This window comes from Martinezella lusitana, assembly GCF_010668395.1.
Taxonomy (GTDB): Bacteria; Pseudomonadota; Alphaproteobacteria; order Rhizobiales; family Rhizobiaceae; genus Rhizobium; species Rhizobium lusitanum_A.
Map to the genome: position 1 here is coordinate 45984 of NZ_WUEY01000013.1, position 13309 is coordinate 59292.

At 61.2% G+C, this 13309-nt stretch carries 10 protein-coding genes; 3 read left to right on the forward strand and 7 right to left on the reverse strand.

Annotation, left to right across the window (positions count from 1 at the left end):
* Genes GR212_RS23985 through GR212_RS23995 form a run of 3 tightly spaced genes read left to right on the forward strand, consistent with a single transcriptional unit; the run spans position 1 to position 2637 of the window.
* Positions 1-975, forward strand: a complete 975-nt coding sequence (locus tag GR212_RS23985) for an ABC transporter permease (protein ID WP_163990224.1) — start codon at positions 1-3, stop codon at positions 973-975.
* The gene (locus GR212_RS23990; protein ID WP_163990226.1) at positions 975-1934 is read left to right on the forward strand and encodes an ABC transporter permease subunit; all 960 of its coding nucleotides are present in this window, start codon (positions 975-977) and stop codon (positions 1932-1934) included. Before GR212_RS23985 ends, GR212_RS23990 begins: the two co-directional genes overlap by 1 nt.
* Positions 1935-1953: 19 nt before the next feature.
* The gene (locus GR212_RS23995; protein ID WP_163990228.1) at positions 1954-2637 is read left to right on the forward strand and encodes an SGNH/GDSL hydrolase family protein; all 684 of its coding nucleotides are present in this window, start codon (positions 1954-1956) and stop codon (positions 2635-2637) included.
* A 116-nt stretch (positions 2638-2753) separates the two neighbouring features.
* Here the strand turns inward: GR212_RS23995 and GR212_RS24000 are convergent, their stop codons facing one another.
* The 7 genes from GR212_RS24000 to GR212_RS24030 form a co-directional block, all read right to left on the reverse strand.
* The gene (locus GR212_RS24000; RefSeq protein WP_163990230.1) at positions 2754-3896 is read right to left on the reverse strand and encodes a fumarylacetoacetate hydrolase family protein; all 1143 of its coding nucleotides are present in this window, start codon (positions 3894-3896) and stop codon (positions 2754-2756) included.
* A gap of 178 nt (positions 3897-4074) precedes the next feature.
* Positions 4075-5445, reverse strand: coding sequence for an alpha-glucosidase/alpha-galactosidase (locus GR212_RS24005; RefSeq protein WP_163990232.1), 1371 nt, complete (start codon positions 5443-5445; stop codon positions 4075-4077).
* Positions 5446-5463: 18 nt separating this feature from the next.
* Positions 5464-7134 (reverse strand): ABC transporter ATP-binding protein, encoded by a 1671-nt coding sequence (locus tag GR212_RS24010; protein WP_163990234.1) that lies wholly within the window; start codon positions 7132-7134, stop codon positions 5464-5466.
* A 13-nt stretch (positions 7135-7147) separates the two neighbouring features.
* On the reverse strand, positions 7148-8275 hold the full coding sequence (locus tag GR212_RS24015) for an ABC transporter permease (protein ID WP_163990236.1): 1128 nt from the start codon (positions 8273-8275) through the stop codon (positions 7148-7150).
* Positions 8275-9285, reverse strand: coding sequence for an ABC transporter permease (locus tag GR212_RS24020; RefSeq protein WP_163990238.1), 1011 nt, complete (start codon positions 9283-9285; stop codon positions 8275-8277). Before GR212_RS24020 ends, GR212_RS24015 begins: the two co-directional genes overlap by 1 nt.
* Before the next feature lie 159 nt (positions 9286-9444).
* Positions 9445-11532 (reverse strand): ABC transporter substrate-binding protein, encoded by a 2088-nt coding sequence (locus GR212_RS24025; RefSeq protein ID WP_163990240.1) that lies wholly within the window; start codon positions 11530-11532, stop codon positions 9445-9447.
* A gap of 135 nt (positions 11533-11667) precedes the next feature.
* Positions 11668-13134, reverse strand: coding sequence for an alpha-glucosidase/alpha-galactosidase (locus tag GR212_RS24030; protein WP_163990242.1), 1467 nt, complete (start codon positions 13132-13134; stop codon positions 11668-11670).
* Positions 13135-13309: the final 175 nt, after the last annotated feature.

Genomic DNA, 13309 nt, shown 5'->3' on the forward strand with positions numbered 1-13309 from the left:
ATGAACCTCACAGGCAACTCGCCTCTTTTCAGGTATATGGGCAATCGTGGCCATCGCCAGGGGCTCTGGCTCCTGCCGGCGGCGCTGGCACTGGCGATCGCCTGCTGGCTCGCCTTCGCTACCGATCAATTCGCCACCAGCGAGAACGCGCTGAACCTTGTGGCGCAGGCGATGCCGCTGCTGATCACCGCAGTCGGCCAGATGCTGGTCGTGCTGATCGGCGGTCTCGACCTTTCCGTCGGCTCCGTGATCAGCTTCACGACCGCAGTCCTGGCGCTCGGAGGGCCGGCCTATGTGATTGTCCCCAGCGTGCTGCTGCTGGCAGCAGTGATCGGCTTCGTGAATGGCGTGTGCGTGACCCGCCTCCATGTCCATCCGATCATCGCGACGCTGTCGATGCAGTACATCGTGCTTGGCATCACACGCGTGCTGCGGCCGGTTTCCGGCGGAACGGTGCCGGACATCGTGCGATGGTCCGTCGAGGGACATGTTTTCGGCATCCAGATGCCGCTCATATGGGGGGCAATCACCCTCCTCGTTGCCTGGAAACTTCTCTATGGCACCCGCTACGGCGTTCATCTCTTTGCCATCGGCGGCGGTAGCGCTGCTGGGATGGATGACGCCGCGCGCAACTTCGGCATTCCTGCGAGGCGGAACATCATGCTTGCCTATGTCGGCAGCTCCCTGTTTGCCTGCGCGGCCGGTATTTTTCTCGCGGGACGCATCGTATCCGGCGATCCCAATGTCGGCCTGTTGTTCGAGCTCGACGCGGTCACGGCCGTGGCGATCGGCGGAACGCAGCTTTCAGGCGGGGTCGGCAGCCTGCAGGGAACGGTCGTGGGCGTTGCGATCCTCGCACTTCTCTCCAACGGCATGAACCTTCTGAACGTTACCCCATTTGTCCAGACCGCGATCAAGGGATGCCTGCTCATGTTTGTCGTCGCTCTCCAGTCTCGCAGAAGGATTGGGCTCTGATGCCGGCTCTTGTTCAAACCCCGCTGGCACAGAGGTTCGCAAGGATTCCTCCGGCCTATTATCTATTCGTCATCCTCATCGCGATCCTCTGGATAACGAGACCGCAGATGTTGAACGTCAATGTCATGGGTGTCTTCGTCCGCCAGGTGGTTCCGCTCGGGATACTGGTGCTCGGCCAGCTCCTGGTGATGCGCGTGAAGTCGATCGACCTATCGGGCGGTGGCGTCATCCTGCTCGTCAACTATTGCATCTCGTCGGGCATGTTTCCCGGAGCGTCGTTGTCCTTCTTCGTCGCGCTGGCGCTTGCTGTGGGACTCGTGATCGGACTGTTCAACGGCTTCATGATCGCGATCCGGCGCGTCTCGGCAGTCATCGTGACCCTCGCGCTGAACATCGTCATGATAGGCCTTGTTCAGTATCTTTCGAGCGGCAAGCCGCCAGGCGACGTGCCGCCGGTGTTCGGGGAGCTTTTCAACACCCGCTTTCTCTCCATTCCGACGCCGGTCCTCTTCTGGATAGGCATCACGGCGATCATGTCCCTGGCTCTGGCGCGGACGGTATTCGGACGGTTCGTGGCATCTGCTGGGGAAAGCATCGAGGCGGCGCACTTCTCCGGCGTACCGGTCGAGAGAACAGTCATCGCGGCGCATGCGATTGCCGGCCTGATCGCGGGGATCGCCGCCCTGGTCCAGACAGCGTCGATCGCGGTCGGAAGCGTGCGCGTCGGATTGGATCTGCCGATTCTGTCGGTAGCAGCCACAATTCTCGGCGGTGTGGTCTTCGGCAGGGGCGAGGGCGGCGTCTGGGGTCCCTTCTTCGGGGTCCTGTGCTTCGCGTTCCTGTTCGTCGTCATGACCATGTTCGGCGTCGGCGAGCCCGGCAAGCTGGTCGCTCAAGGTCTCATCATTCTGCTTGCGGCCATCTTCTATGGTCTCAAGGCGAGCGGAACCAAATCCTAGACTATCGAAAGAGGAAGCAATGGCAGAAAAACGATCCATCCTGTGTTTTGGAGACTCGCTCACCTGGGGCTGGATTCCAGTCGAACAGTCGTCACCGACGCTCAGATACCCTTTCGAGCAGCGGTGGACCGGTGCCATGGCGGCCGAACTCGGCGACGGCTACTCCATCATAGAGGAGGGTCTGAGCGCACGCACGACGAGCATCGACGATCCGAGCGATCCGCGGCTGAACGGAAGCGCCTATCTCCCATCCGCGCTTGCGAGCCACCTTCCTCTCGATCTGGCCATCCTTCTCCTCGGCACGAACGACACCAAGTCGTATTTCCGCAGAACCCCTTATGAAATCGCCATTGGGATGGGCAAGCTTGCGGGGCAGGTGCTGACCTGTGCTGGCGGCGTCGGCACGCCTTATCCGGCTCCCAAGCTGCTCATCGTCGCGCCGCCGCCATTGGCGCCGATGCCCGATCCGTGGTTCGAGGGCATGTTCGCCGGCGGATACGAAAAATCGCTTGAGCTGGCGAAGCACTATCGCGCCCTGGCGTCATTCCTGAAGGTCGATTTTCTCGACGCCGGCGAAGTCGTCACCACGGACGGGGTCGATGGCATTCATCTTTCCGCCGAGACGAATGTCAGGCTCGGAAGAGCTATCGCCGCGAAGGTCGTCGAGATTTTCGCGCGGCACAGCCGCCAAAGCGCGGCTTGATTGCGTTTGTTTCGCCGGTGATTGCTCCGCATTCGCCGGCGGTTCCTTCATGGTCGCATCTGAGGGCTGAGCGCGACCTCGTCGAGGACGATCATACTCAACGAGAATAAAACCCCTCAGATCAATCCGCGTCGCGCCAGGTTGCGCATGAGATGCGACGTTCCGAACGTCCAGGGAGCACACTCGGTCGATAGCAGCACGCGGTTTCGCAGCGATCCCAACCGGTCGTTGGAGATGGTGACGATATCGCCGGCCTTGTGGGTAAAGCCCTGTCCGGGCGTATCACGGTCCTCGACAGGCGCAAAAAGCGTTCCCATGAACAGTACGAAACCATCCGGGTATTGATGGTGGCGGCCGATGGTCTGGGAGACGAGGTCGAGAGGGTCTCGGCTGATTTCCTTCATCGACGAGCGACCATGCAGCACATAGCCGTCCTCGCCTTCGACCTTCAGGTCGAGATCGGCATTGCGCACGTCATCCAGGCTGTAGGTTTCATCGAAGAGACGGATGAACGGCCCAATCGAGCAGGAGGCGTTATTGTCCTTCGCCTTGCCGAGCAACAGGGCCGACCGGCCCTCGACATCGCGCAGGTTGACGTCGTTGCCAAGGGTGGCACCCCTGACCCTGCCCCTGCTGTCGACGGCAAGCACGATTTCCGGCTCTGGATTGTTCCACTTGGAGATCGGATGCAGGCCGACATCGGCCCCGGGGCCCACCGACGACATCACCTGCGATTTGGAAAAGACTTCCGCGTCCGGACCGATGCCAACTTCGAGATATTGCGACCAGACGCCCTCCTCGATCAGCGCCGCCTTGACCTTGGCTGCCTCGGGAGATCCGGCCTTGAGGTTGCGCAGGCTGTCGCCGATCAGCGCGGTCACCTTGCCGCGGATCGCTTCGGCGAGGTCCGGATTGCCGGCCGCGCGCTCCTCGATGACGCGTTCCAGCATCGAGCGGGCAAAGGTGACGCCGCAGGCCTTGATCGCCTGCAGATCGACGGGAGCGAGAAGATGGACGGCCGAGAGGTCGGGCTCGGCGGCCAGCAAGGTATCGAGTTTGGCGACGGCCTCGCCTTTCTGAGCGCGAACGAAAGCGACTGGATCGTCCTTCTCCAGGAGGTCGCGCATGGTTGGCGCCTCCTTCGACGTAATGTCGTAAACGGCGCCATCCCGGACGGTGATGAGGGCAGGGCCATCCACGTCGGGGCGCCAGATGCGGCCGACGAATGTTCCGGTTGTGAATGTTTCCGAGCTGGCCATATCGTTCATCTCCTCCAAACTGCGAGTGTTTCTAACGCAGTCGTTCATGCTTTGCCATCGGTTATCGATGCGCCATTTGCCGCGTCCTGGACTTTCACTTTCTCCGGACCGACCAAACGCGTAAGACCCCGCGGCAACGCCGCGAGGCCTTTGGGTCGCAAGCCGGGAGAGAGTGGCTTTATGCGGCCTGAACCTTGCGATTGCCGCGCGCCCATTCCGGCAGCCAATCGCCATGGGCGACCAGCAGCTCGTCGACCAGCGACCAGATCTGGTCGAGATCGAGCTCGGCTGCCGTATGCGGATCCATCATCGCTGCATGGTAGATATGCTCGCGATTTTCGGTCATCAGAGCCTTGACCGTCAGTTCCTGCACGTTGATGTTCGTGCGGATGAGGGCCGTCAGCTGTGGCGGCAGATCGCCGACATAGGTCGGCTGGATGCCCGACGCATCGACGAGGCAGGCAACTTCCGCCGCGCAGTTGGAGGGCAACGACGTGATGCAGCCATTGTTGCGGACGTTGCCGTAGATGACGGAAGGTTCGCCGGTCCAGACCGAATTGATGATCGAGGAAGCATATTCCTTCGATTGCTTGACCTCGATCTTCTCGGCCGTGCGATATTCCTCCGCCTGGTTCTTCCAGCGCGCGACCTGCTCGATGCAGCGCTTCGGATATTCGTCGAGCGGAATGCCGAACTTCTCGATCAGGTCCTCGCGACCTTCCTTGATGAAGTAGGGCGTGTACTCGGCGAAATGTTCCGAACTTTCGGTAACGAAATAGCCAAGGCGGGTGAGCATCTCATAACGCACCTTGTTCGGGCAGCGCGGGTTCCAGCCGGGCTTCGGCGCGCGCCCCTCGCGATAGGCACGGACAAGATCGGGATAGAGGTTGCGATAGGAGCCATCGGGCTGGCGGTGCTCGAATTCGAGATAGAACGCCATGTGGTTGATACCCGCCGAACGATAGCGGATTTCGTGGTAGGGAATGTCGAGATCGTGCGCCAGCTCCATCGCCGTGCCCTGCACCGAATGGCAAAGCCCGACCTGCTTGATCGTCGGATACTTCTCGCCGATCGCCGAGGTGTTGATCGCCATCGGGTTCACATATTGCAGCATGATCGCGTTCGGGCAGATGGCCAGGATGTCCTCGCAGATCTTCCAGAGATGCGGAACCGTGCGCAGGCCGCGCATGATGCCGCCGACGCCGAGCGTGTCGGCGATCGTCTGGCGCAGGCCGTATTTCTTCGGCACCTCGAAATCGGTGACGGTGCAGGGCTCGTAACCGCCGATCTGGAAGGCGACGACGACGAAGTGGGCGCCATCAAGCGCCTTGCGCTGATCGGTGAAGGTTTCGACCGTGGCGGATGTGCCGAGGGTCGAGGCCAGCTTGCGGGCCACGATGGCGCTTTCGTCCAGCCGTTGAGGATTGATGTCCATGAGCGCGATCCGGGCGCCGGCAAGGGCCGGGCGCTGCAAGACGTCGCCGATGATATTCTTCATGAAGACGGTCGAGCCGGCTCCGATGAACGTGATCTTGGGAGTGCCTGTCATGTAAAAATCTCCTGGATGCTATGAGGCTACCTCGAACGCCGCTCTGACGAGGCGTTCGGTGTAAGCGGTCTTGGGATGAGACAGAACCTCGTCGACCGGCCCTTCCTCCATGATCTTGCCATGCTGCATGACGATGACGCGATGACAAAGGGCGCGGACGACCTTGAGGTCGTGTGATATGAAGAGGTAGCTCAAGCCCCTTTCGTCCTGCAGCTTGCGCAGGAGGTCGATGATCTGGGCTTGAACGGAAAGATCGAGCGCGGAGGTCGGCTCGTCGAGCAGAATGAACTCCGGTTCGAGCGCTATGGCGCGGGCAATCGCAATGCGCTGGCGCTGGCCGCCGGAAAACTCGTGCGGGAAGCGCGAGAGAATGTTGGCCGGCATGCCGGCACTCACGAGTGCTTCCTTGACGCGTTCCAGGCGTTCGGCCCTGTTGGCGCCGAGATTGTTGACCACCAGCCCCTCGGAAATGATCTGGCCGATGGTCATGCGCGGATTGAGCGATGAGAACGGGTCCTGAAAGACGATCTGCATGCGCGAGCGCAATGGCCGCATTTCGGCGCGCGACCGGCCATGGATCGGCTGGCCGTCGAAATAGATCTCGCCGCCATCGGCATCGATGAGGCGCAGAAGCGCCTGGCCGAAGGTGGTCTTGCCGGAGCCGGATTCACCGACCAGACCCAGCGTCTCGTGACGGCGCAGCTCGATATTGAGGCCGCCGACGGCAACGAGCTCACGCATGTCAGGCTTGAAGAAGCTGCCGTGACGCAGCATGAAGGCGACTTTGACGGCCTTGCCCTCGAGGACGATGTCGCAGTTCGGCGGCAGCGGCTTTGCCTGCCCGCGCGGTTCCGACGTCAGCAGATGCTGCGTATAGGGATGCTGCGGATGCGCGAAAAGGGCCTCGGTCGTGTTGTGCTCGCGCATCTCGCCATGCTGCATCACATAGACATAGTCGGAAAACTGGCGCACGACCGTCAGGTCGTGGGTGATGAGAATCACCGCCATGCCCAGCTGCTTCTGCAGGTTGCGGATTAGGTTCAGGATCTGCGCCTGCACGGTGACGTCGAGCGCGGTCGTCGGCTCGTCGGCGATTAGGACGTCCGGATCGTTGGCGAGCGCCATCGCGATCATCACGCGCTGGCGCTGCCCGCCGGAAAGCTGATGCGGATATTGCTTCAGCCGCGCTTCCGGATCGGGGATCTGCACCTGTTTCAGCAAATCGAGAGCCCGCTTTTCCGCATCGCGGCGGCTGACCTTGCGATGCACGCGGATCGCCTCGACGATCTGGCTACCGACCGTGTAGATCGGATTGAGCGAGCTCATCGGCTCCTGGAAGATCATCGAGATGCGGTCGCCGCGCAGCTGCCGGCGAGCCCTCTCCGAAAACTTCAGCACATTCTTGCCGTCGTAGTGGATGGAAGACTTGTCCGAAACCACGGCGCGCTTGGTCAGCAGCCCCATCACCGTGCGGGCGGTTACCGATTTTCCCGAGCCGGACTCTCCGACAATCGCGATGGTTTCACCACGATAGAGCTGGAACGAGATATCCTTGACGGCATCGACCATGCCATCCTCGACCTTGAATTTGACGGCGATATTGCGGGCGTCGATGACAGGGGCGACCGCTTTTTCTCCAGCATCGAGGCGAAGTTCGGGAGCGAAGGAGTTGACGAGTGCAAGAGCCATGTCCGGTCTCCTCTCAATATGGATCTATCGCGTCGCGCAGACCGTCACCAAGCGCGTTGAAGGCGAAAACGGTGATCAGAACGAAGCCGACGGGCGAGAGAATCCAGGGATAGGAGCCGATGACCGAATAGGTCGACGTATCCTGCAGCATCAGGCCCCAGGAGATCAGCGGCGGCTTGACGGCAAAGCCGAGAAAACCGAGGAAGGATTCCAGCAGCACCACGCTCGGGATCGCCAGCGTCACCGCCACGATGACATGGCTCATGACGTTCGGAAAAATGTGCTGGAGAATGATGCGCCGGTCGGTGGCGCCCACTGCCATCGCCGCCCGCACATAATCGATCCTTGCCAGTGCCAGCGTCTTGCCGCGCACCTCGCGTGACATCTGCGCCCAGCCGAGCGCAGACATGACGACGATGACGAAGGCAAGGAACACGTTGGTTGGGGCGGTCACGGGGATTAGCGAGGTCAGCGCCAGATAGAGCGGCAATTGCGGAAAGGCCAGAACCACTTCGACGAAGCGCTGGATCCAGGCATCGACCGTGCCGCCGAAATAGCCCGAGATCATGCCGACCGTAGTGCCGACGATGGTGACGATTGTAACGACCGTCAGGGCGATCATCAGCGAGATGCGCGAGCCGTAGATGGCGCGCGACAGCACGTCCCGGCCAAACTTGTCCGTGCCGAGGAAATGGACCGGCCCGCCGTCGGTGGTCGCAAAGAGATGCCGGTCGCCGGGGATCAGGCCGAAGAGATAGTAGGGATCGCCCTTGACGAAGAAGCCGAGCAGACGCGGATTATCGTAATCCGGCCCGACGATCGGCTGGAACGTCACAGGGTCGAGATCGCTGGTCTCGACGAGCGCGTAGACCCGCGGCTGAAAGACGAAATTGCCGTCCTTGTCGTGAAAGCTGATGACTTGCGGCGGTGCGAAGCCGGTGTCGGTTGCCTTCGGATCGAGCGGCGCGATGAATTCGGCGAAGGCGGCCATCAGGAGCAGCAGGATAACGAGGGTCAGGCCGCTCATGCCCGTCCAGGAGCGCTTCAGGCGCCGCCAGACAAGTGCGGTGTAGCTCTCGTTGCCGCTCTTTCGCTTGATTTTCTCTTCCTGCGGGGGCGGGGAATTGCTGAAGGCGAGCATTAGTGGATCCCTCCCTGTTGACGCACGCGCGGATCGAGCAGGGCAAGCAGCATGTCGGCGATGATGTTGCCGATGATGAGGGTTGCCGAAAGCACCATCATGAAGGTTGCCGTGACATAGACGTCACCGACCGCCATCGAGCCGACGATGGCCGGCCCAACGGTCGGCAGCGTGAAGATGATGGCTGTTTCGATCTCGCCGGTCAGCATGTAGGGCAGAACCACGCCCTGATACATGACGAGGGGATGCAGTGCGTTCGGCACGGCATGGCGCATGACGACCGCGCCGCCGGAAAGGCCCTTGGCGCGTGCGGTCTCGACGTATTGGGCGTTCAGCGTGTCGAGCAGGTTGCCGCGCATAACGCGCATATTGTAGGCGAGCCCGCCGAAGGTGGCGATGGCGACGACCGGCCAGACATGTTTGACGAGATCGACGAACTTCGCCCAGGACCAGGGCGCGCCGCCATATTGCGGCGAGAAGAAGCTGCCGATTTCAGAGACGTTGAGCTGGAAGACGAGGATGTAAACGATGATCAGCGCCATCAGGAAGCGCGGCACCGTCATGCCGAGGAAGGAGATGCCCGAGAGCAGGGTGTCGATCCAGCTATATTGCCGCGTCGCCGCCCATATGCCGAAGCCGATGCCGAGAATGGACGCCAGTATATGGCATACGAGCGCCAGAGCGAGCGTCCGCGGCAAGCGCTCGCCGACGACATCGGCGACGGGCTTGTTATAGAACATGCTGTAGCCGAAATCGCCTCTGGTGACGATACCGCCGATCCAGTTGACGTATTGAATGACCATCGGCTTGTCGAGCCCGTGCTCGCGGCGATAGATCTGCGCTTGTTCATCGGCTTGCGCAAAGGATGCACCGCCCTGGTTCATCAATTGCGAGCGGATATAATCCGCATAGTCGCCCGGCGGCGCCTGGATGATGGCGAAGGTCACCACGCTCAGGATGAAGAGCACGGGAATTGCGGAGGCTATGCGAACGAGCAGGAATCGTAACATCGGACGGTTCGCTTCTCTTGATGCTGTCTGCAGTCTCTGCCCATCGGGACGATATGCGCCAGCGGTTCATTCTTCTCCGGCGATGGCTGATCGCTGGAATGCTTCGGAGGTCCATGGCAGCCGGCATCATGCCGGCTGCCATGGGGGCTTCATGCGACCTTATTTGATCGGACCGGCGCTGCCCGGGGCACCCGGAAGCTGCTCGGGGAACAGCTCGAATTTACCCTGCTTGTCAGCAGCTACCCAAAGGCGCTCGCGGATGATGGAGTCTTCCGCCCAGTTGAACAGGAAGATCGGCGTGCCCGGGGGAACGTTCGAGAAGCGCTTGTTGATGATCAGCGCGCCCGGATACTCGGTCAGGCCGATATTGTAGAGATGCCCGGTCGAGATCTTCTGGAACTGCTTCATCAGGGCCACGCGCTCGTCATTGTCCTTCGACGTGGCGAACTTGTTGACGATATCGGCCATATCCTTTTCGAAGGGCATCAGGTCCAGCTGACCGCTTTCCGGAGCGCGGTGGTTCCAGCTTGTGCGCGGGCCGACCGGAGCAAGCTGCTCGGTGTTCTGCACGACGGAAGCCAGTTCCGTGCTGTTGCGACGGACCATCCAGTCGAAACGACCGCTATAGTTGGCATCGTCGCGCTTGGGACCATCCAGCGCATTGATGATGACGCGCAATCCGAGCTTTTCCATCTGGGCGACGACGCCTTCGGCAAGGCTCTTGTCGGTGGTGTAGTCGTTGCTGACCAGAAGCGTGATTTCGACGTCCTTGCCGCCGTTGACGTTGGCAGGGAAGTTGACGACACCGTCGCCATCGGTGTCCTTGAGGCCGGCCTTCGCAAGCTCGGCCTTGGCGCCGGCGAGGTCGAACGGATAGTATACCGTGGAGTTGCGGTCATAGAAGGTGCTGCCGGAGGAAAGGCCGCCCGGATAGATCGCCGTGAAGGGTCCCTTGACCAGCGAATCGCCGAGCGCCTTGCGGTCGAGGGCCATGGTGACTGCCTTGCGGAAGTCCTCGTTGCGGTTCAACTCGCGCACGGCCTGGGCGCGCGGATCCGGGCTGCCCCAACCGTTGGCCGAGAAATTCATCTGCAGGTTATAGCCGATGAGGCGGGGGCCGAAGGCGAGGCGAGCCGGAGCATCCGGCTGTGCGGCGCGCTTCAGGGAAGCGACGAAGTTTTCCGGCTGCTCGAGGTTCGAAAGATCCGCGGAGCCGGCAACAGCCTGCACGTCGCGGTCTGCCCAGGTGGACAGCTTGTAGTGCAGCTCGTTGAGGTAAGGCAGCTGGTTGCCCTTCTCGTCGACCTTCCAGTAGTAGGGATTGCGGCGCATGACGATGATGTCGTCGGAGCGATATTCGACCGGCACCCAGGCGCCCATGACCGGAATGTTCATATATTCCGGTGGGAAGGCGTTCTTGAACTGGTCGTAGGTGTTCTTGGAATATTTCGGGTGCTGCGGCTTGAGGATGTGCGACGGGCCCGGGCAGAAGTTCGGATAGGCCATCGTATAGAGATATTGCTTCGGGAAGGCGTCCTTGAAGGTCCATTCGATGGTGTAATCGTCGATTTTCTTCAGCGTGGTTCCTTCGCCGAAGGCTTCCGGGGAGGCGCCGCCGCCGAGCGGCGAGACGTTCGGGTCGATGACTTCGTCTTCCCAGTAGAACATGATGTCGTCGGCATTGAACGGCACGCCGTCGGACCATTTTGCGCCTTCGATCAGGTGCATGGTGAGCTTGTGACCGTCCGGCGACCATTCCCAGCCCTTGGCGAGGTTCGGCAGCGGCTCGGTATCCTTTGCCTCGACCTGGAAGAGAGGTGCCGTGCGCGTCAGGCACTCGGACAGGCCGATGTCGATGCCGCCCCAGCCCTGGGTCTGGCCGGCACCGTAGTTCCAGCCTTCCGGCCGGCCGCCGATGACGTGGCGCAGCGTGTCGCCATAGACGCCGATGCCGTCAGGCATGTTGCCGGTCTTGTAGACGAGCGGCTCTTTCGGCAGGCGATCCTTGACGGGCGGCAGCTTGCCGGTCTTGACGAAATTATCCGTGACCCAGGCGGGCTCGTGATATTCCGGCAGCGCCTTGAACTCCAGGATGGAGCTGCGCTCGACATACTTGATCTTGCCTTCCGCCGGGAAGACAGGTGGCACGGGCGGCACTGTCGGCTCGGCTGCATAGGCGCTGATGGCGATTGCGGATGTGGCAATCGTCAACGCGGCGAGAAGGCCGATCGGTCGAAAATGTCTCATCTTGTTCTCTCTCCCTAAATCGCGAGCGTTCCGTTCGAGGCCTCGCGTTCCTCCATCGAAACGGAAGACGGCCGGTTGTGGCGGGATATCCCCTGAGATCCCGCCACAATCCTTATCTTCCGATTTGCATGCTCATTAACCGGCCTGCTTCAGGGCGGCTTTTTCCGCACGCAATTCCTCGATCGAGCGCACGTTGCGGCTTGCGGCACCCTTCCAGTCCCGCGTCTTGACCTTGCTGCGCGACAGGCGCTCCTTCGCCTCGTCTACAGCATGGGCGTATTGCGGCAGCCAGCGGGCTTCGGCGACGACCATTTCGTCGACCATCTGCCAGACCTCCTCCGGCGTGGCGACGGCGCCGACCAGCGGGTCGTGCAGGACGGCGAGCTTCAGAAGGTCGATGTCGCCGCTGACGGCGGCATGGACCGACATGCGCTGGACGTTGATGGAGGACATGCAGGTGGCGGCGCATGCCTCAGGCAGCGTGATGCCTGCGACCATGTTGATGCCGAACCGATCGACGAAGCCGGGGGATTCGATGATGGCATCGGCGGGCAGGTTGGTAATGACGCCGTTGTTCTTGACGTTGAAATGGCCGCGATAGACACGGTTGGTTTCCAGCGCCTCGAGAATATGGCTGGCATGCTCGTTGGAGCGGCGGGCAGGGTCGATCGGCTGCGAGGCGCTGTCGAGGATCTGCTGGAATTCCGTCTCGAACCAGTTGCGCGTTTCGGTGGAGTGACGCAGGTAGCCGCCGGTCTCGCCATGGATCCAGTCCGACATGTCGATCCATTTGTTGATCTCGTCGGGGCGCTTGCGATACCAGGGCAGATATTCGGACAGATGGCCGTTGCTCTCGGTGGAATAGACGCCGAAACGCTTCAGCACGTCGATGCGCAGCTTCTCCTGCTGCGAGAACACCGGATGGGCTTCGAAGGCCGCGATCAGCTCGTCCTTGCCGATCTTGCGGCCATTGAGGCGCAGGTCGACGAACCAGGTCTGGTGGTTGATGCCGGAGCAGATATAGTCGAGTTCGCTCTTGTCCTTCGCTCCGAGCACTTCGGCGATCTGTTCGGCGCCGTGCTGGACGCCGTGGCACAGGCCGATCGTGTCGACCTTGCCGTATTCGATGGCCGCCCAGGTGTTCATCGCCATCGGGTTGGCATAGTTCAGGAACTTGGCGCCGCTCTCTGAGACCTCGCGGATATCCTTGCAGAAATCGAGAATGACCGGAATGTTGCGCTGGCCGTAGAGAATGCCGCCGGCGCAGATCGTGTCGCCGACGCATTGGTCGATCCCGTATTTCAGCGGGATGCGGATATCCTCGGCATAGGCTTCCAGACCACCGACCCGGACGCAACTGATGATATAGCGCGCGCCGTCCAGCGCCTTGCGGCGATCCGTGGTGGCGGTGACGCGCGTTGGCAGCTTGTTGGCCTCGACGATCCGATCGAGGATCGCCTTGATCATCGTCAGATTGTGCTCACTCATGTCCGTCAGCGCAAATTCGACGTCGCGGAATTCCGGCACGCAGAGAATGTCGGTGAACAGCTTTTTCGTGAAGCCGACGCTGCCGGCGCCGATAATAGCGATTTTGAAACTCATGATCCTCACCTTCAAGTCGATCGAACGCGCAGCGGCAGGGGAGACAGCAGCATTTTCGTCCCATGATCGCACCGGTTGCGAAACGGGCCGAAATCGTGGGTTTTCCTCCAATCGCCGATCCTCGTCGGCGGTCAAGCGCTGTTTTCTGGCGGGATTATGCCTATAATGGCTGAGC